14 protein-coding genes are annotated in these 19,451 nt (G+C 74.2%); 7 read left to right on the forward strand and 7 right to left on the reverse strand.

All coding sequences use genetic code 11. The annotated features are described in order from the left end of the window. Positions 1-93: 93 nt before the first annotated feature. Positions 94-729 carry a hemerythrin domain-containing protein gene (locus LTT61_RS28515; protein WP_233017093.1) on the forward strand — a complete coding sequence of 212 codons (636 nt, stop codon included), beginning with the start codon at positions 94-96 and terminating at the stop codon, positions 727-729. Here the strand turns inward: LTT61_RS28515 and LTT61_RS28520 are convergent. After that, on the reverse strand, positions 668-3,823 hold the full coding sequence (locus LTT61_RS28520; protein WP_420094707.1) for a BTAD domain-containing putative transcriptional regulator: 3,156 nt from the start codon (positions 3,821-3,823) through the stop codon (positions 668-670). The two genes, LTT61_RS28515 and LTT61_RS28520, sit on opposite strands and share 62 nt — an antisense overlap. Positions 3,824-3,956: 133 nt before the next feature. Between LTT61_RS28520 and LTT61_RS28525 the strand changes: the two genes are divergently transcribed. Then, complete coding sequence (locus tag LTT61_RS28525; protein ID WP_233017095.1) at positions 3,957-4,562, forward strand: TetR/AcrR family transcriptional regulator; 606 nt, start codon at positions 3,957-3,959, stop codon at positions 4,560-4,562. 38 nt (positions 4,563-4,600) lie between these two features. On the opposite strand, the gene LTT61_RS28530 is transcribed toward LTT61_RS28525, so the two are convergent. Beyond that, entirely contained in the window at positions 4,601-5,842 is a 1,242-nt protein-coding gene (locus tag LTT61_RS28530) for a Glu/Leu/Phe/Val dehydrogenase dimerization domain-containing protein (RefSeq protein WP_420094839.1), read from the reverse strand. A 211-nt stretch (positions 5,843-6,053) separates the two neighbouring features. Here LTT61_RS28530 and LTT61_RS28535 point away from each other — a divergent pair, with 211 nt between their 5' ends. Beyond that, positions 6,054-7,025, forward strand: coding sequence for a LysR family transcriptional regulator (locus LTT61_RS28535; protein ID WP_233017096.1), 972 nt, complete (start codon positions 6,054-6,056; stop codon positions 7,023-7,025). Between the two features lie 30 nt (positions 7,026-7,055). Here the strand turns inward: LTT61_RS28535 and LTT61_RS28540 are convergent, their stop codons facing one another. Continuing rightward, positions 7,056-8,501 carry an FAD-dependent monooxygenase gene (locus LTT61_RS28540; protein WP_233017097.1) on the reverse strand — a complete coding sequence of 482 codons (1,446 nt, stop codon included), beginning with the start codon at positions 8,499-8,501 and terminating at the stop codon, positions 7,056-7,058. Between the two features lie 82 nt (positions 8,502-8,583). Here LTT61_RS28540 and LTT61_RS28545 point away from each other — a divergent pair, with 82 nt between their 5' ends. Together LTT61_RS28545 and LTT61_RS28550 are read left to right on the forward strand one after the other, a co-directional pair. Next, complete coding sequence (locus LTT61_RS28545) at positions 8,584-9,186, forward strand: TetR/AcrR family transcriptional regulator (protein WP_233017098.1); 603 nt, start codon at positions 8,584-8,586, stop codon at positions 9,184-9,186. A gap of 194 nt (positions 9,187-9,380) precedes the next feature. Next, positions 9,381-10,973 carry an ABC-F family ATP-binding cassette domain-containing protein gene (locus LTT61_RS28550; RefSeq protein ID WP_233017099.1) on the forward strand — a complete coding sequence of 531 codons (1,593 nt, stop codon included), beginning with the start codon at positions 9,381-9,383 and terminating at the stop codon, positions 10,971-10,973. Here LTT61_RS28550 and LTT61_RS28555 read toward each other — a convergent pair whose 3' ends face one another. The 3 genes from LTT61_RS28555 to LTT61_RS28565 form a co-directional block, all read right to left on the reverse strand. Continuing rightward, a complete protein-coding gene (locus LTT61_RS28555; RefSeq protein ID WP_233017100.1) occupies positions 10,974-13,568 on the reverse strand; it encodes a helix-turn-helix transcriptional regulator in 2,595 nt (864 codons plus the stop codon). Between the two features lie 102 nt (positions 13,569-13,670). Further along, the gene (locus LTT61_RS28560; protein ID WP_233017101.1) at positions 13,671-14,783 is read right to left on the reverse strand and encodes a catalase family protein; all 1,113 of its coding nucleotides are present in this window, start codon (positions 14,781-14,783) and stop codon (positions 13,671-13,673) included. Continuing rightward, positions 14,780-16,582, reverse strand: coding sequence for a peroxidase family protein (locus tag LTT61_RS28565; RefSeq protein WP_420094708.1), 1,803 nt, complete (start codon positions 16,580-16,582; stop codon positions 14,780-14,782). The genes LTT61_RS28560 and LTT61_RS28565 overlap by 4 nt, the downstream gene beginning before the upstream one ends. Before the next feature lie 255 nt (positions 16,583-16,837). On the opposite strand from LTT61_RS28565, the gene LTT61_RS28570 reads away from it, so the two are divergent. Beyond that, positions 16,838-17,587 carry a hypothetical protein gene (locus LTT61_RS28570; protein ID WP_233017102.1) on the forward strand — a complete coding sequence of 250 codons (750 nt, stop codon included), beginning with the start codon at positions 16,838-16,840 and terminating at the stop codon, positions 17,585-17,587. Between the two features lie 41 nt (positions 17,588-17,628). On the opposite strand, the gene LTT61_RS28575 is transcribed toward LTT61_RS28570, so the two are convergent. Beyond that, positions 17,629-18,753, reverse strand: a complete 1,125-nt coding sequence (locus LTT61_RS28575; RefSeq protein ID WP_233017103.1) for an epoxide hydrolase family protein — start codon at positions 18,751-18,753, stop codon at positions 17,629-17,631. Positions 18,754-18,878: 125 nt separating this feature from the next. On the opposite strand from LTT61_RS28575, the gene LTT61_RS28580 reads away from it, so the two are divergent. Further along, positions 18,879-19,451, forward strand: coding sequence for a hypothetical protein (locus LTT61_RS28580; protein WP_233017104.1), 573 nt, complete (start codon positions 18,879-18,881; stop codon positions 19,449-19,451).

Raw genomic sequence — 19,451 nt, forward strand, 5'->3', positions numbered from 1 at the left:
GGATCCAGCATATGGGTACTGCACACCCGCTTGCCGGGCGGGCGTTAAGTGCGGATTAGGTGTGCCGCAGGTGGCCGGGCGCACGGTGTCGTCATGCACAACGAACCGAACGGCCTCCTGCTCGCCCACCGCGCCATGCTGCGCGATCTCGACCGCTGCGCCGCCCTGGCCGCGCAGCTCGCCGGCACCTCGCTGGAGCGCAAGCGCGCCACCGCGATCGCCGCCTACCTGACCGACTTCTGCGGCAGCATCCACCACCACCACAGCGCCGAGGACCAGGTGCTCTGGCCGGTGCTGGAGCGCTCGGCCGGGGCGCACGTCGACCTCACCGAGCTCAGCGACGACCACGCCGAACTCGACCCCAAGCTGGACCGGATCCGGGCGGGCGCGGCGGCGCTGCGGGAGACCCGCACGGTCGCGCCCGAGCTCGCCGCCGACCTGGCCGACCTGCGCGACACCGTGCGCGAGCACGTCGCCGACGAGGAGCGCACCATCGTCCCGCTGATCAAGCGCTACCTCTCGGACGAGGAGTGGAATCGGGTCGAGGCCACCATCCGCAGGCACGGCGGCAAGATGAGCTTCGAGGTGCCGCGGATCCTCGCGGTCAGCACGGGGGCGGAGCTGGACGAGGCGCGCCGGGAGGGCGGCATCCCGGTCGCGCTCATGATCAAGTTCCTTCCGGTGCCGTTCCGCCGCCGGGAGGCGCTGGTGTTCGGAGCCGCGCGGTGAGCGCGGCGGCCGAGCGGGCGTAGGCCGGGTCGCCGGAGAGCGCGTGCAGCGCCGCGTCCACCGGACCGGCGTAGAGCGTGCCGGAGTCGAGCCCGGCGATCCGGCCCGCGAAGGGGAGCAGCTCGGCGAAGACCTGCGCGCCGGTCTCGGTGTCGCCGAGCCGGGCCGCGGCGTGCCCACGCAGCGTGCTGAAGCCGAGCCAGTAGTAGTTCCGGTCGATCGGTGTGCGGCGGGCCCAGACCCGGCGGGCCTCGGTTTCGTCCCCGGCGTCCAGCAGCGCGAGTACCAGCGCGTCGGTGATCAGCCCCGGCAGCGCGGCGTCGACGGCGGTGAGTTCGTCGCGCAGGTGCGCCAGGTCGCCGCGGGCGACGGCGGCGCCGACCCGGCCGACGGTGGCCATGGCGGCGCCGTTCAGCGCGCCGTGCTCGGCCAGCTGCCTGCTGACCTCCGCGTACCTGGCCAGCGCCGCCTCCACGTGCCCGGCGAGCAGCTCGAGCAGCGCGGAGAAGATGGCGACCACCGCGAGCAGGATGCCGAGCTGGCCGGTGGTCGACCTGGCCACCGCGAGCTCCATCTCGGCGCGCGCCCCGGCCAGGTCGGTGTGCGCGGCGGAGTCGAGGAAGAGGAGCCAGTGCGCGACCGCCTCGTGGTCGATCTGCCCGGCCTCGATCGCGACCGCCAGGTACTCCTCGGCCACCGCGCGGCGCTCGGCGCGCAGGTCGGGGCCGAGCGCGGCGTACGCCCTGACGTTGAGCGCCGCGCACCGCAGCCTGGCGTCCGGCACGGTGCGGGCCAGCGCGAGCGCCTCGGCGCTCACCCGCTGGCTCTCGGCCTCGTCGTACCCCTCCAGCTCGCGGAAGAGCGCGAGCAGCAGCCGGACCCTGGTCTCGTCCGGGAGCGCGCGGGCGAGGTGGGCGCGGAGCGCGGCGACGGCGGCGTGCGAGGGGTCGCGGCCGTGCCGCGTGGTCCAGATGAGCGGTGCGTCCCAGGCGGCGAGGACGGCGATCTCCGGCTGCGCGGCCAGCGCGTCCAGGTAGATGACGCGGGCGCGCATGGCGTCGCCCGCGCGGGCGTGCGCGGTCACGGCGGGGGCGAGCAGCTCGGCGGCGGAGCCGGTCGCCCTGCTGCCAGCGAGCTCGCGCAGCCGTAGCGCGTCCCGCCACTGGGCGGCGGCCTCGCGCCAGGACCCGGCGCGCTCGGCGGCGCGGGCCGCCGCGACCGGGTAGCGGATGGCGGCGGCCGCGGTGGCCGGGCCCGCCGCGGCCGAGGCGTGCCTGGCGAGCACCGCGGCATCGGCCTCCGCGCCGAGCACCTCCAGCGCCCTGGTGTGCAGCCGGGCCCGGCGCAGCAGCGGGGTGTCGTCGTAGAGGGTGTCGCGGACCAGGGCGTGCGTGAACCGGACCCGGCCGGGGGCGGGCTCGTCCAGCAGCCCGGCGAGCACCGCCGCCTCCAGCGCGTCGAGCAGGTCGTCCGGGTCGCGCCCGGCGACCTCGGCGAGCACGTCCAGGTCGGCCTCCCGGCCGAGTACCGCGACCTGGCGCAGCGTGGTCGCGACCGGGTCGGGCAGCCGGGCGACCCGGCGGCGCAGCACCTCCCCGACCCCCGCGGGCACCGCGGTGCCTGCGGCCCGGTCGCCCTCGGCGGCGATCAGCCTGGCCAGCTCGCGGACGAAGAGCGGGTTGCCGCCGGTGCGCTCGGCGACCATCGCGAGCAGCTCCGGCCCGGCCTCGGCCAGGCCGTGCCGCCCGGCGAGGACCGCGACCGCCGCCGGGTCGAGGCCGCGCAGCACCAGGTGCGCGGCGGTGCGGCCGAGCAGCGCGCCGACGGTGGCGTCGAGTTCGTCGCCGCGCTCGCCGGTGCGGTAGGTGACCAGCACCAGCACCGGCTGCTCGGCGAGCAGCGCGACCACCTGGCGCAGCAGCTGCAGCGTCAGGTCGTCGGCGCGGTGCACGTCGTCGAGCAGGACGACGGTGCGGCCGGTGCCGAGCGCGGCCGCGATGCTGCGGCCGAGCTCGAACGGGTTCGGCGAAGTACCGGCGGCGAGCGAGTCCGTGCCGAGCGAGTCCGTGCCGAGCGCCTCGGCCCAGGCCCAGCCGGGCGGGGCGCCGGCCACCTCGGGGCAGCGGCCGCGCCTGCCCTGCCAGCCCTCGGCGGTGAGCGCGCGCACCGCGGCCTCGGCCAGCGTGGTCTTGCCCGCCCCGGCGTCGCCGCCGACCAGCACGATCCGGGCGCCGTGTGCGGCGGCGTCCGCGGCCGCGGCGGCGATGGTGTTGAGCTCCGCCGCGCGGCCGAGCGGCACGGGGGCCGCGCGCTCGGTCTTCGGCTGGACCGCGACCGGCGGGTCGAGCGCCGGGGCCTGCGCCAGGATGTCGGCCTCCATGGCGCGCAGCACCGGGCCGGGGTCGACGCCGAGCTCGTCGGCGAGGTGGTCGCGGGTGCGGCGCAGCGCGGCGAGCGCGTCGCCCTGGCGGCCGCAGCGGTAGAGCGCGAGGGCGAGCAGCCGGACCGCGCCCTCCCGGCCGGGGTTGTCGTGCAGGTGCCGCTCCAGCTCGGCGACGACGACGGCCGGGCGGCCGAGCGCCAGCTGTGCCTCGGCGCGCAGCTCGACGGCCTGCAGCCGCAGCTCGGTCAGCCTGGCCACCTCGGGCATCGCCCACGGCTCGTCGGCGACCTCGGCGTAGGCCCCGCCCCGCCAGCGGGCGAGTGCCTCGTCAAGCAGCCGCAGCTGCCCGGCCGGGTCGGCCCCGGCCGCGCGGTGCACGAGGTCGTCGAAGTGCCAGGCGTCGACGGCCTCGCGCGGCAGCCGCAGCGCGTACCCGGGCGCGGCGCTCACCAGGATCGAGGCGGGGGTGCGGCGCGGCCGGTCCGGCTCCAGCGCGCGGCGCAGGTGCGAGATGTGCACCTGCAGCGTGGCGAGCGCCCGCGCCGGTACGTCGGCGCCGCCCCAGACGTCGTCGATGATCCGGTCGGTGGAGACCACCTCGCCGCCCGCGATCGCGAGCCGGGCCAGGACCGCCCGCTGACGGGGTCCGCCGAGGTCGGCGCCGGTGCCGGCCAGGGTGGCGCGGAGCGGGCCGAGAACGGAGAGCAACACGATCGCCATTGTGCCGTCGCCGCTGGATCTCGGCCCGTGGAATACCGAGCCGATCGGTCGTTCAGGAGTCCGGAGCCGCGGGCGCGGAGCGACTACGCTGATCCGGTCACGACCAGGTCGAACGGGAGGCGCGATGCGCGTGGCCGAGAGCGCGGTGGCGCCACGGGGTTCGAACGGGCGGGACGGCATCCTGGATTCCGCGATCCGGCTGTTCAACGAGCGCGGCTATCACGGGACGTCGATGCGCGACATCGCCGCGGGCGCCGAGATCACCGTCGCCTCGATCTACCACCACTTCAGGTCCAAGCAGGAGATCCTGCAGAGCATCATGGTGCGCGCGCTGCAGGCGGCGCTCGCGCTGACCAGGACGGCGGTGCTGCGGTCGAACGGCTCGCCCGCGGACCAGTTGCGGGCGGTGGTGCGGGCCTGGGTGGTCTTCCACACGACGCACCGGCTGGACGCCGTCGTCGCCGCCACCGAGCTGCGCAGCCTGGAGCCGCCCGGCCGGGACCTGGTGATCGCGCTGCGCGACGAGCAGGAGGCGCTCTTCCGCGACGTGGTGGCGCGCGGCGTCGAGGAGGGCGTCTTCGCGACCGACTACCCGCTGGACGCCACCCGCGGCATCATCAGCATGGGCCAATCGATCTGCATGTGGTGGCGCGGGGACGGGCCGATGACGGCCGAGCAGCTCGCCGCCCGCTACGAGAGGCTCGCGCTCGCCATCGTCGAAGCCGCCTGACTCCGTGGTGCGGCACCGCCGCACCACGGAGTCAGCGGTCAGGGGATGACGACCGCGCCTGCCCCGGTACCCGGCTCGTCGGCCCAGCGGTGCCCGGTGTCGCGCGGGGTGACGCCGTGGTCGGTCCAGGCGGCGAGGAGCAGCGCGACCTTGCTGTGCATGATCGTGCGCAGCCGGTCGAAGGAGTTTCCCGGGTTGTCGTCGACCAGCCCGAGCAGCAGCCACCAGGCCCAGGCGACCGCGCCCGCGTTGGCGACGAAGTCGGGGAGCACCGGGATGCCGCGGGCGGCGAGCATGGCCTCGGCCTCGGGGGTGGTTGCGGCGTTGGCGGCCTCGACCACGACCTTCGCCCGCACGTCGAACGAGTTGTCCGGGGTGATGGCGTAGGAGATGGCGGCGGGGACCAGGATGTCGGCCTCGGTGGCGAGCACCGCGGCGCGCGGGAGCTGCTCGACGCCTGCGGGCAGCCGGGAGCGGTCGATCTCGCCGTAGCCGTCGCGCAGGGCGAGCAGCGCGGGCACATCGAGGCCGTCGGCGCAGTGCAGGGTGCCCGCGGCGTCGGCGATGGTGGTGACCCGCATGCCTGCCTCGTGCAGATAGTGCGCGGCGGCGCCGCCCATGGTGCCGATGCCCTGGATGGCGACGGTGGTGTCGGCGGGGGAGCGGCCCCAGGAGACGGCCGCGGCGAGACAGGCGTGCGCGACGCCGTAGCCGCCGATCACGTCACCGAGCAGGAAGCCGCCGTCGACCGCGGCGTTCAGCCCGGCGCGGACCCGGGCCAGGGTGGCGGCCGGGTCGGCGGCGCGGCGGATGGCGGCGTGGTAGCTCTGGCCCATGCCGAGCTTCTCGAAGACCTCGTCGATCAGGTGCTGCGGGACGCCGAGATCCTCCGCGGTCACCCAGTGCGCGTCGATCCACGGCCGCATGGCCTCGCAGAACCGCTCCAGCACGCCGAGCGCGCGCGGGTCCTTCGGATCGAAGTCGATGCCGCCCTTGGCGCCGCCGATCGGCAGGTCGAAGGTGGCGGTCTTGTTCGCCATGCCGCGGGCCAGATCCTCGACCTCGGGCAGGGTGCAGCCCGCGCGCATGCGGGTGCCGCCGGTGGCGAGCCCCGCGCGCAGCGTGTGCACGACCAGGTAGCCGACCGCGCCGGTGACCGAATCGGTCCAGTGCAGCCGCATGTAGGGCTGCGGCCGCAGCGCCGCGGGGGCGATCGGCAGCGCGGGTGCCGCCGTGGCCGTTCCGGTCAGTTCCGGGGTGCCCCCGGCGGGATTCTGCATCGTGGTCACGAGGACCACCTCCTCATCGCGCGTTTAACTCGGTCGCCACGGGGGAAATCCCAGCTTGCCGTTGTGCCCCGCCCGGACCTCGTCGTCGCTGTCGATGGCGCGTGCCCGGTCTCCCCAGCGTGCGGCCGATAGGTCCGCGCGTCTATCAACGATTCGTTCACGGCAGTGTTCACGGTTCCTGCACAAGAATTAGGCTCGGGTCATGGACCTGTCGCTGGCGCGGTTGCGCATGCTGCGCGAACTGCATCGGCGCGGCACGATCACCGCCGCCGCGAGCTCGCTGCACTACACCGCCTCAGCGGTGTCGCAGCAGCTCGCGCAGCTGGAGCGGGACGTCGGGGCGCGGCTGATGGAGCGCCGCGGCAGGCGGGTGCAGCTCACCGACCTCGGGCTGCTGCTCGCCGAGCACGCGGAGGAGATCCTCGCCTCGGTGGAGCGGGCCACGCAGGCGCTGGAGGACGCGGGGGAGTCGGTGACCGCGAAGCTCACCGCGGGGGTGTGGGCCTCGGTGGCGTCGGGGTTGCTGCCGGAGGCGCTGGAGACGCTGGCGCGCACGCACCCCGGCATCCTGGTGCGCACCAGGGAGTTGCCGCCGGAGGCGACCGCCGCCGCCGTCCGGGACGGCGCGCTCGACCTCTCCTTCGTGCTCGACTACTCGAACTCGCCGGTGACCTGGGATCGCGGGCTGGAGCGCGCGGTGATCGCGGTCGAGCGGCTCTACGGGTGCGTGCCCGCCGGGATGCTCGGCGCCGCGACCGTGACGCTGGCCGAACTCGCCGAACATCCGTGGATCCTGGCGCCCGCCAGGTCGCACTTCGGGCACGCGGTGCGGCTGGCCTTCCAGTCGGTCGGGGTGCAGCCGCGGATCGATCACGAGGTGGAGGAGCAGGCGACCGCCATGGCGATGGTGGCCGCCGGGCTCGGCGTCACGCTGGTCTCGGATCTCGGGCTGGCGCTGCGTCCGCCCGGGGTCGACATCGTCGCGCTGGCCGATGTCTTCACCCGGACGGTCTCGCTGGCCTACCGGACCAATACCGCCCGCCGGGCCGCGCTGCTCATCGTGGTGGACGCGATCCGGGTGGCGGCGGTGGAGAAGGGGCTCGGGGCGGACATGTCCAAGCAGGACGCGGTGCCCGCGCAGAACGGGGCCGAGGTGCGCGGCTCCTGGCGCTGAGCCGCGCCCGCCTTCCGCTGCCCGAGCGGGTCAGGGCCGTGACGCGGCTCCCGCCGTGCGGTGGACGCTGCCCACGTAGCCGTCCGGTCGGATCAGGATCCGCTCGCCGTCGGTGGCGCCGTAGCCGGCGTAGGCGTGGCCTTCGGCGTCCCGGACGTGCGCCCCGGCCGCCGGCACACCCGGGCGCAGGACGGCGTACACCCGCGCGCCGGGGACTCGCGGCAGCGTTCCGGACGCACCGAAGCAGAGCAGTGTCGCGTGCGGGCCGCGGAACAGGTCGAACAGCCGCGAGGCCCGGCCGTCGGCTGTCAGGACCGGCGCGTCGGGGGCGCGGTCGCCGACGGCGAGGAAGGCGGGATCGTCCGGGGTGCGGTAGCTGATATCCAGCTGCCTGGTGTTCTCGCCGCGTTCCAGCGCCCCCTCCCGGCCGTCGCGGAGGTCCGCCATCAGCTCGGTGCTGAGCCCGAGTACCCGGGCGGCCACCGCGCGGCGTTCGGGTTCGTAGGTGCCGAGCGGGGTCTCGTCCCCGTCGAGCGCCGCGGCGAGCTTCCAGCCCAGGTTGTAGGCGTCCTGGATGCCGGTGTTCATGCCCTGCCCGCCGGTCGGCGGATGGGTGTGCGCGGCATCGCCTGCCAGGAACACCCGGCCCGCCCGGAAGTGCCGGGCCAGCCGGATATTGGGCCGCCAGACGGTGACCCAGTCGAGCTCGGTCAGCTCGGCCTCGATTCCGCCGCGGTGCCGGTCGAGGACGGCTTGCAGCGCGGTGAGGCCGGGTTCGGCGTCGGCGCCGAGCGGTGCGACGATCTGGAAGTGCCTGCCGCCCGGCAGCGGGGTGAGCGCGATGCCGTCCATCGGGTGCTCCGGATCGGCGGCGAACCAGTGGCCGCAGGTGTGGTCGAGCGCGTCCGCCCTGGCGTCGCCGAGCAGCAGCCGGAAGGTCTCGTCGGTGCTGCCGTCGAACGGGATGCCGAGCGCCCTGCGCACCGTGCTGCGCCCGCCGTCCGCGCCGACCAGGTAGTCGGCCCGCGCGGTTCCGTGCTCGAGCACGGCGGTGACGCCCGTGGCGTCCCGGGTGCAGCCGGTGAGCGCCGTTCCGGTCTCGACCTCGATCCCGAACTCGGCCAGCCGCGCCCGCAGGATCGCCTCGGTGCGGTCCTGGCCGAGGAACCAGGCGTTGGGGTGCGGGATCGCCGGGGTCGGCGCCACCGGCTCGGCCATCCGGTGCTCGCCGGCGAACTGCCCGCCGATGTAGGCGCGGAGCACCGGGCCGGGCGCGCCATCGGCGAGGACCGCGTCGAGCACCCCGAGGTCGTCGAAGACCTCCAGCGTGCGGGGCTGGATGCCGTCGCCGCGCGATCCGGCCGGGAACGCGGGGTTGCGGTCGATGACCCGCACCGGGATGTCCCGGCGGGCCAGCTCGATGGCGAGGGTGAGGCCGGTGGGTCCGGCTCCGGCGATCAGAACGGCAGTGCGCACGGGGGCTCCTGGATGAATCAATATTCAGTGAATGCGAGTTCAGTATGGTGATTGGTAGCTTGTGCCGTCAAGGAGGTGTGCGATGACGGGCAGCCGCAGGGAGCGCGCGGCCGAGACCGAGCAGGCGCTGAAGACCGCCGCGCGCGGCCTCTTCGCCGAACGCGGCTACCTGAACACCAAGATCACCGACATCACCGCGGCCGCGGGCCGGGCGGCCGGCTCCTTCTACAACCACTTCGCGAGCAAGGAGGAGCTGCTCTCCGCGCTGCTCGCCGACCTCGCCGCGGCGGGCGACGCGGAGGCCGAGCACGCCGACCACAACCCGGACTTCGCCGACCCCGACGGGGTGCGCTACCACGTCCAGAGCTTCTGGCGCTTCGCCCGCGCGCACGCCCCGGTGCTGCGCGCGGTGAACCAGGCGGCGCTGGTGGACTCGGGCTTCGCGCGCCGGGTGGCGGAGTTCTCCCGGGCGCAGCGCGCGGACATCGCCGACCACATCGAGGGCTTCGAGGCCGCCGGGCTCCGGCTGCCGAGCACCCCCGACGCCAGCCTGGCCATGATGTTCCTGCTGGTCCAGGCGCTGCTGGACGCCGTCGACGACGGCATGGTCGAGCTCGGTGACGAGCAGGCCGTCGACGGCCTCACCCGCTTCGTCTACCGGGGACTCACCGGCCGCGACTACTGAGCCGGTGGTACCGTTCGAGCGTGCTCATCGAGGTCGACAGACTCGGGCCGCCCGCTCGCAGCGGGCGGCGGATCCGGCCTGTACGGCATCTCGCCGGCCACCCCTGAGGGTGGCCAGGTCCTCCGTCGCTGTCGAGCTCTCGCGAATCTTCCGATCGTCGACCGCCCGTCTCCGGGCGCGAGGAGAGCACACCCATGTCCACTTCCGGAATCACCCTGCGCGACCTGGCCTTCGACTGGCCGGACGGCACCGTCGCGCTGCGGCCGCTGACCGCCGTCCTTCCGGCCGGGCGCACCGGCCTGGTCGGGCGCAACGGCGCCGGTAAATCCACCCTGCTGCGGCTGATCGCCGGGGTGCTGACCCCCACCGCGGGGCGGGTCGAGGCCGCGGGGCCGGTCGGCTACCTGCCGCAGACCCTGACGCTCGGCACCGGCGCGACCGTCGCCGAGCTGCTCGGCATCGCGGAGACGCTGGCCGCGCTGCGCGCCATCGAGTCCGGCGACGCCGCCGAGCGGCACTTCGACGCCGTCGGCGACGACTGGGATCTCGAGGCCCGCGCCGCGCAGGCGCTGCACGAGATCGGGCTCGGCGCGACCGGGCTCGACCGCACGGTCGGCACGCTCTCCGGCGGCGAGGCGGTGCTGGTCGCGGTCACCGGGCTCCGGCTGCGCCGCACGCCGGTCACGCTGCTCGACGAGCCGACCAACAACCTGGACCGCGACACCCGCGCCGAGCTGGCCCGCCTGGTCGCGGGCTGGCCGGGCACCCTGGTGGTGGTGAGCCACGACCGCGCCCTGCTGGAGCGGATGGAGTACACCGCCGAGCTGCACGACGGCAGCCTCGACGTCTTCGGCGGGCCCTACAGCGCGTGGCGGCACCACGTCGAGCAGCGGCAGGCCGCGGCCGCACAGGCCGCCCGCAGCGCCGCGCAGGCGCTGGAGGTGGAGAAGCGGCAGCGGATCGAGGCCGAGACCAAGCTGGCCCGCAGGGAGCGCACCGGAAGGGCCACCCAGCAGCGCGGTGGCATCCCGCGCATCCTCGCCGGGAACCGCGCGAGCAGGGCGCAGAACGCGGCGGGCGCGCTGCGCGGCACCGCGGATGCCAAGGTGCGCGCCGCCGAGCAGGCGCTGGACGCCGCCTCCGCCCTGGTCCGCCGCGACGAGCACATCCACCTCGAGCTGCCCGACCCGGACGTCCCGGCCGGACGCCGGATCGCCGAGCTGAGCGACGGCGCCACCACCGTCGTGCTCCAGGGCCCGGAGCGGGTCGCGCTGGTCGGCCGGAACGGCTCGGGCAAGACCACCCTGCTCGAGCAGCTGCTCGGAACCGCTCCCGCCGCCGCCGGTTCCGTCCGGGGGACGCTGCACACCGACCGGGTCGGCTACCTCCCGCAGCGGCTGGACGGCCTGGACGACGCCGCGAGCGCGCTCGCCACCGTGCAGGCGGTCGCCACCGGGGCGAGCACCGGCGCGGTCCGCAACCGGTTGGCCCGGCTGCTGCTGCGCGGCGACAGCGTCGACCGCCCGGTCGGCACGCTCTCCGGCGGCGAGCGCTTCCGGGTCGCGCTGGCCCGGCTGCTGCTCGCCGACCCGCCCGCCCAGCTGCTGATCCTGGACGAGCCGACCAACAACCTCGACATCGCCAGCGTCGAACAGCTGGTGGCGGCGCTGGCCGACTACCGCGGCGCGGTGCTCGTGGTCAGCCACGACGAGGAGTTCCTCGCCGCGCTCGGCGTGCACACGCTGGTCGAGCTGACCCCGGACGGGTTGCGCGTGCGGCGCGGCTGATCAGCGCCGCACGCCGGGCCAGACCACGTCCGCGAGCTTCTCCCTGTCGTCGACGTCGAGCTTGATCGAGGCCCGGTAGATGTGGCCCTCGACGGTGCGCACCGAGACCACCAGCCGCTCGGCGATCTCCTTGTTGGAGAGCCCCTGCGCGATGTGCGCGGCGATCTCGCGCTCGCGCGGGGTGATCGGCAGCGGGTGGCTGGCCGCGGTGATCGCGGGGGTGGTGGCGCCGTCGCAGCGGGAGGAGAGCTCGGCGGCGCGGGCGGTGCAGCGGGCGCTCGGGCCGCGCTGCCCGGCCCGGTCGTGGATGGGGACCGCCTGCGCGGCGGCGTCGGCGGCCGAGAGCAGCAGCCCGGCGGTTTCGAAATCGGCGCTGACGGCGTCGAGGTCGGCGGCCCCGCCGGTGGCGACGGCGTCGGCGTGGCGGGCGTAGAGCGCGACGACCGCGCCCTGCACCTTCGGCGCCAGCTCGGCGAGCCGGGCGGCGCCGGTGCCGTCGCCGAAGCGGGCGGCGTGGTGTAGCGCCTCGGCCTCCAGCGCGAACTGCCCGGCGCCGCGGGCGATCCGGGCGGCCCGGCGGGCGAGCTCGGCGGCGGTGGCGCTGTTCTGCGGGGCGGCGGCCCAGGCGCGGGCGAGCATGCGCTGCGGTTCGTGCAGGGCCAGGTGCGGCCCGGCGTGCTCGGCGGCGTCGCGCAGGGTCTTCTCGACCTTCTCGGTGTCGCCGAGCGCGGCGTAGGCGCGGACCAGCAGCAGCCGGGCGGGGAGCTGCCAGGGTAGCGAGGTCTCGGCGTTGAGCGCGGCCAGCGCCTGCTCGAAGGCGGTGATGGCCTCGCGGAAACGGCCGCGCGCGGTGGCGACGACGCCGACCGCGATCTTGGCGATGGCCCAGCCGAGGAACTGCCCGGCGGAGAAGAACTCGCTGTACTCCGCCGCCCGCTGCTCGGCGCGGTCCAGCTCGCCGACGGTGGTCAGGGCGAGGACGTCGCAGTAGCGGACCATGACCCGGATCATGCCGTCGGTGGCCTTCTGCTGGGCCCTGCTGCGCGCCGCGATCGGGCCGAAGTCGAGGCCGCGCCCGGCGACCGGCATGGCGAGCCCGGCGGCGAAGGCGGCGAAATCGACCGCCTGGCGCGGGGCGTCGGGGGCCTCGAGCACCGCCTCGGCGGCGGCGATGCCCTCGGCGATCCGGTTCTCGTGCACCGCCATCGCGGCGCCGGCGGCATCCACGATGAGCCGCAGCGCGGGGTGCTCGGCCCCGGTTCCCATGAGTTCGATCAACCGGCGGGCACTCGCCACGTCGCCGAGCGACCAGAAGCGCAGGCTGGCCCGCGGCACCCCCCACTGCACGATCTGCAGCTGGTCGAGCTGCTCGGGGTCGTAGCCGGCCAGGATCTCGTCGGCGGCCTGCGGGCGGCCCTGCCAGAGCAGGGCGCGCGACAGCAGCTCGGCCGCGCGCAGCCCGCCGCCGCGCTCGTGCGCGGCGCGGGCCAGCCGCTCGCCGAGCGGCAGATTCGCGAGCGCCACAGCGTCTTTGGCCGCGGTGATCAGGACGTCGGGGTCGATGGGGCGGTCGCTGTCCACGCAGAGTCTGGCGAGCCGGATGCGGCTGGCGGCGGTGTCGAGCGGGCGGTCGCGCAGGGCGTCGACGATCCGGCCGCACCCGGCCCGCGCGGCGGCGGTGCCGAGCTGCCTGCGGACCACCTCGCCGAGCAGCGGGTGGCTGAACCGCGCGGTGGGCGGGGTGTCGGTGCTGATCCGGATGAGCCCGGCCAGCTCGGCGGCGTCCACCGCGGCCGGGTCGGCGAGCGCGGTGAGGATGTCGAGGTCGAGCGGTTCGTAGAGCGCGAGCGTGCGCAGCGCCTCCAGCACGGCGTCGCCGGTTCGCTGGAGCCGCTCGTGCAGCAGCTCGACCAGCCCGGATGGCACCGCGGTCGGGCCGCGCAGCTGCCACACCCCCTCGACCTCGGTGAGGTTGCCCGCCTCCATCGCGCCCTCGACCATATTGCGCAGGAACAGCGGGTTGCCGCCGGAGGATTCCCAGATGACGTCGGCGCTGAGCCCCTCCAGCGTCCCCGCCAGCACCGACTCCACCAGCCGCACGCACTGGCCCTTGCGCATCGGCGCCAGCTCCAGCCGGTCCAGGTAGTCGTCCTTCCACAGCGAGAGCACCGCGCCGGGCACCGATTCGCCACTGCGCACGGTGGCGATGATGCGGGCGCTGCGCTCGGCCGCGATCTGGTGCAGCAGCGTGGCGGAGAGCTGGTCGAGCAGGTGCGCGTCGTCCACCCCGATCACCGGGGCCTCCCCGGCGATCAGGTTCTTGCGGGCCTCGGTCAGCAGCGCGAGCGGGTCACGGGAGGCGGAGCCGTCGATCCACGGCGCGAAGGCCCCGAGCGGAATCGCCTGCGACGACTCGGTACACACCGCCCAGCGAACCGGCGCCGCCAGCTCCGCGGTGACCATCCGGGCCAGGGTCGTCTTGCCGACCCCGGCATCGCCGACGAGGACGATGCCACCGGCATCGTCGCTCGTCAGCGCCTCGCGCACGGTCAGGGATTCATCGGGGCGATCGAGCAGTTGCCAGCGCTCCACCATGGTGCTCGAGTGTAGATCCTGTTCTGCTGCACCGCGATGCGTTCGTTGCCGTGAAACCCCGGTGTGCACGCTTCACCTCCGGGGCTATTCGCGGGCTACCGGTCAGTCCGGCAGCTCGGCGACATCGCCCGGCTCGACCCGCGGCGCGTTGTTGACCTGGTGCCGGAAGTTGCTCGACGCCTCGTAGACCCGCTGCTTGAGCCGGTTGATCGAGCCGAGCGGGCGGTGCGCGTCGAGCCCGCGCCAGGAGTTGAAGGAGAGCACGTCGTCGCCGTAGGCGCGCCGCCCCGGGGTGTACGGGTCCTGCGGCTCGAAGTGGACGGTGGCGACGGTCCGGTGCGGGGACTCCTGCTCGGGCCACGGGACGGTGGCGTCTTCGATCGGCATCGTGCCCACGTCGGTGCAGAGCTGGGCGCGGAGTTCGTAGGTGGCGCCGTGCTGGGCGAAGAAATCGACGACCGAGTCCTGGTGCGCGTTCACCCCCGCCCCCGGGTCGATCGTCGTGCCGCGCAGCGCGGCGGCCTCCGGCGAGACCGGGACGTACTCCAGCTTCGCCACGTAGTCGCCCCAGCGCAGCGGGGCCGAGGAGTAGAAGGGCTCGCCGAGCAGGTGCGTGTTGGGCGCGACGAACACGGCCAGGTTCTCCGGCAGGCTCTTCCCGAACCGGCCGAGCACCCGCTGATTCAGCGCGGCGAGCAGGGTGCTGCCGCGGCGCAGCAGCGGGTCCGGGATCCTGGCCAGCGCCACCGCGGTCGGCATGCCGACCGTCAGGTAGGCGTGCGCGTCGGCGAAGAGGAACTCCCGGTGCGTCACCATGATGAAGTCCTGCGTGGTGGCGGTGTCGTCGGGCAGCGCGCGCGGGCCGTGCACGCCGAGCACCTTGATGCCGAGGCCGCGCACGCCGCGCAGCTGGTCGCTGCGGATCACCCCCGAGGTGCTGGAGAGCCGGGCGATCACCGGGTAGGTGCCCGGTTCGGCGAACATGCCCTGGGCCAGCTCCGGCGCCAAGCCCGCGGGCACGGTCAGCTCGCCGCGCAGGATGCCGTGGCTCTTGGCGTGCGCGTCGCGCAGCCCGCGCTTGTAGGTGCGGTACGCGCGCTCGTTGTTGCCGCGCAGCGCCGTGATGATCCGGTCGATGATCTGCTCCTCGTCCGCGCGGGGAGCCTCCAGATCCGGGGTGTAGCGGACGTAGGTGCGCTCGGCCAGGTCGGTCATCGGTCGGTGTTCCTCTCCTCGGCGGTGCTGCGCCACGGCGCGAACGGGTTGCCGACGCCGTCCAGCGCCGGTGCCAGCGTGGGGAAGTGGCGCAGCAGCACGCTGCGCATGTCGTTGTCGCGCACCCAGGCCATGCCCGCCTCGGTGTAGACCTCGGGGCGGAAGTCGGTGGTGAAGAAGCGGTCGGCGGCGAGCCGCCTGGACGCCATGAGCACGAAGATCCGGAAGGCGGTGTCGCTGAAGCCGAACCCCTCAGGCTTCGGCTCCGCGTACAGCCCGATCATGAGGTCGACGTTCTCCACGTCGCCGTAGACCTCGCGCAGCTCGCGCGCCCAGGCCGGGTCGTCGGTGAGCTCCTCGAAGGAGCCGGCCGGGGCGAGCCGCAGCTGCCTGCGGAACTCGTTGTAGCGCGGGACGCCGCGCTCCCGCACGCGCAGGATGTCGACGGTCGCCAGGTCGAGCGGGGGGTAGCCGGGGCGGCGCAGGTCCTGCAGGTGCTTCGGGTAGTTGTGCAGGGTGAGCGCGCCGGGGTTGGCGCGGCCGAAGGAGTAGAGCAGGTCCGCCATCGGGGTCTCCGCCAGGCGCTGCCGCACATGCGCGACGCCGAGGTCGGGGAAGTCCAGCTCCCGCTCCTTCGCCTTCGTGTCGTCGGCGAGCTCGCGGAGGGTGAGGGTGTCCGGGATGAGCGGGTGCATCCGGTAGACCGCGACGAACTCCTCGGTGAGCGAGTACGGCACCCCGCTGTCGTCGATCGGCGCGCCGGGGATGCCGCTGAGGATCTCGCCGGCGGCGAGCCGGCCGAAGCGGTTGCGCACGTCCTCGCCGAGGACGCCGAACCAGTTGGCGCGCATGGCCGCGACGGTGGTCGGGTGCGCGATCAGCGCCGTCGTCCAGTCGACGGTGTGGATCTTGGCGATCAGCGCGGCGTTCACCAGCCGCGCGGTGTCGTAGAGCTGCTGGTCGGTGAACTCCGGGTAGCGCCGGGCGAGCCGCAGGCAGATGGCGTTGTGCTCGCGGGTGAAGAGCGAGTGCAGCAGCGCGAGCCCGACCCAGAAGTTGGCCGCGGTGTCGTCGCGCAGCGCCAGCTGCTCGATGTCGACCGGGGGCAGCCCGTACTCGTCCACGGCGATCATGCCGCGGTCCTTGCTGCGGATGGAGTCGGCGAACTCCGGTGTGCTGCCGTAGATCTGCGAGGCGTCCCACCAGTGCGACTGCTCGGTGGCGTAGCTGGGCGGCTCGCCGGGGAGCGCGGTGGTGCGCGGGACCGTCATGGGGTGCTCCGGCCACGGATCGCCCTGCTCCAGCGGTACCTCGAGCGGGCGGTCGTCGTCGGCGGCGTGGCTGAGCCAGTCGTGCACCTCGAACTGGATCCAGGCGGCGGCGAGCAGGTTCAGCGAGGTCGCCGGGGTGAAGGTGTCCCTGGTCAGCAGGGTGCGGCTGACGGTGCGCGGGTTGGGGTCGAGCAGCCGCTCCGCGCTCTCCGGGAACGTGTACGCGGGCGGGAAGTTGCGGCCGAAGCGGCAGCCGACGGCGCCTGCGCCCGGATCGGCGAGGTCGTTCCAGGAGCCGTCGATCGTGCGGACGTGCGGGTTCGCCGGCTCGGGCGGTAGCTCGCCCGGGTGCGGGCCGGAGCCGTGCAGGTTCTCGGCGCGGAGCCGCTCGCGCGAGCCGGCCAGCACGGCGAGGCCGAGCAGCGTGGGTAACCGGGACCAGCCGACCCTGCGGTCGATCTGTTCCGCGATCCGGCCGAGCGCGCGCGATACCGATCGCGCTCTCGTCGGCTGTGCTTCGACCATCAACGAACCTCCACACGCGGGCGCGAGCCAGGGCTCGCCGATCTCGGATTGGAAGCCCAGTTTCCGAGGGAAGAGCATCCCCGGTCATGAGTAGTGGACTACCTCAAAGCCTAACGGCCGGTTTCGCGATCGTCGCGGGAATTACCCCGGTCGAGTAGTGCGGTACTCGTGCCCGCACCGTGTCCGCCGGGTGACGCTTGGCCGCGATGGCGCCGTCTTCGGGGCGGCGCTCGGAGTGCGGCAGTGAGAGGCGGCGCGGTGATCCCCCCGATCGAGATCAAGATCAACCTCGGTACGGATGTCGACGGTGTGCTCGGCGCGCTCGGGTGCGCGGACAGCCCCGCGGTGCGCCGTGACGTCTGGTTCGCCGAGTCCCGCGCCGGCGGCCAGGACGGCGCGCTCGCGCTGCTCGGCAGCGGCATCGTGATCCGGCTGCGCAGCGGCGATCTCGACGACCTGACGGTCACCCTGCGGCCCTGCCGCCGCTCCCAGCTCATGGGCCGCTGGGCGAAGCCGTTCACCGACACCGAGATCGAGTACCGGGTCGAGGACGACTGGTGCGGGCAGCGCCGCGCGCTCACCGCCTCGGTGCTCGGCGTCCGCCCGCCCGGATCGCTGGCCGAGGTGGCGCGCTCCGGCGTCGACGTGACCGCCGCGCTGAACTCCGCCCAGCGCCAGTTCCTGGTCACCTGTACCCGCCCCGGCGTCGCGCTCGACCACCTCGGGCCGGTCGGCCCGATCGCCGCCACCCGCTGGACCGGCGTCCGCCTCGGCCACCTCGACCTCGACGTCGAGCGCTGGACCGCGGGCGGCGTCGACCTGCTCGAACTCGCCCTCCGGATCACCCCGATCGAGGGCGAGACGCCGCTCGAGCTGATCACCCGGGCCGCGCACGAGCAGCGCGGGTTCGAAACCGAGGTGCGGCGCGCGGGGTTCCCGGTGCTGCGCGGGCGGACCAAGACTCAGCGCGTGCTCACCGCCCTGGTGCGGCGGCCGATCGAGCGCTGAGACGCCGCCGGCGAGCTTCGGAGGGGGTCGCTCGCCGGCGGTCAGCGCACGGTGCCGAAGAAGGCGCGCAGGTCGCCGACGAAGAGCTCCGGCTGTTCGAAGGCGGCGAAGTGGCCGCCGCGCGGCATCTCCGTCCAGTGCGTGATGTGGTAATTCGGCTCGCACCAGGCGCGCGGGGCGCGGCCGATCTCCTTCGGGAAGGAGGCGACGCCGGTCGGCAGCTCGACCCGGGCGCCGGGGCGGAAGGCGCCGCGCGTCTCCCAGTACAGCCGCGCCGACGAGGCGGCGGTGCCGGTGACCCAGTACAGCGTGACGTTGCCGAGGAGCTCGTCGCGGGTCAGGGCGTTCTCCGGGTGGCCGTCGCAGTCGGTCCAGGACCAGAACTTCTCGACGATCCAGGCCAGCAGCGCGACCGGGGAGTCGAGCAGGCCGTAGCCGAGCGTCTGCGGGCGGGTGGATTGCTGCTTGGCGTAGCCGGAGTCCCAGCGGCGGTAGTACTCCAGCGCCGCGAGGGCGTCGCCGTCGGCGTCGGGGTCGAGCTGCCGCGGCGGGGTCGCGATCGGCATGTTGGTGTGGATGGCGGCGCAGTGTCCGCCTGCGCGGCCGATCTCGGTGGTCACCGCGGCGCCCCAGTCGCCGCCCTGCGCGCCGTAGCGGTCGTAGCCGAGCCGGGTCATCAGGGTCTCCCAGGCGGCGGCGATCCGCGCGACGTTCCAGCCGGTCTCGGCCGGCTTGCCGGAGAAGCCGTAGCCGGGCAGCGAGGGACACACCACGTGGAAGGCGTCCTCGGCGCGGCCGCCGTGCGCGGTGGGGTCGGTGAACGGCTCGATCACCTTCGCGAACTCCAGCACCGAGCCGGGCCAACCGTGCGTGATGATCAGCGGGAAGGCGTCCGGGTGCGGGGAGCGCCGGTGCAGGAAGTGGATCGGCAGGCCGTCGATCTCGGTGCTGAACTGGTCGAACCGGTTCAGCTCCGCCTCGGTGGCCCGCCAGTCGTAGCCCTCGGCCCAGTAGGCGGCGAGTTCGCGCGTGTAGTCGAGCGGGACGCCCTGGCTCCAGTCGGGCACCGTCTCGGGTTCCGGCCAGCGGGTGTCGGTGATCCGGCGGCGCAGGTCGGTGAGCACGGAGTCGGGGACGTCGATCCGGAACGGGCGGAGTTCGGTCATGCCGCCATTGTCCCGTCGCGTGCCGGTGCGCGACGAATCCCCGTCGCACGAATAGCTGACTGTTCGCGCGTTGTTCGTGGGCCTAGTGTTGCCCGCGGAATCAGCTCCGCGGAAGGCGAATGGCAATGGTAGAGCGGGTCTTGCGGACGCTTGTCGTCCTGCTCGTGGTGTTGCTCGGTGGCAGCGGGATCACCGCCTGCGGCTCGACCTCGTCCGCCACGTCGAGCAACGCGGCCTCCGACTTCGCCTGCGAGCTCACCGGGCCGCTGATCAAGGTGATCGCGATGGCGCTGAAGGTCGCGCCGAAGAAGGCCATCGGGGAGCTGCTGCTCGATCTCGCCACGATCCCGATCGAGGTTGGCTGCGAGAAGTGGATCGCGGCGCAGAACAAGCCGACCACGGCGGAGGAGTTCCTGACCGTCAGCGCGCAGGTGCCGGTCGGCTCCCGGATTCCCGCCAGCGCCTCGGTGTGCCGCCCCGGGTACGGGGAGTTCGATTCGGCGGCGGTCGATTCCACCACCACGAGCTGTCCGTTCGGGCTCACCGTGCACAACGCGTTCCTCGCATCGGGCGGGTCGGCGCCGGTGACCGTCCGGGCGTGGAGCCCGGTCACCGGCGGGTACTACGAGATGTACTGCGCCGGAAACTATCCCGTGGTGTGCCAGGGTGGCCGCGAAGCGGTGGTCTACGTCTACTGA

The organism is Nocardia asteroides (genome assembly GCF_021183625.1).
GTDB classification, from domain to species: Bacteria; Actinomycetota; Actinomycetes; order Mycobacteriales; family Mycobacteriaceae; genus Nocardia; species Nocardia asteroides_A.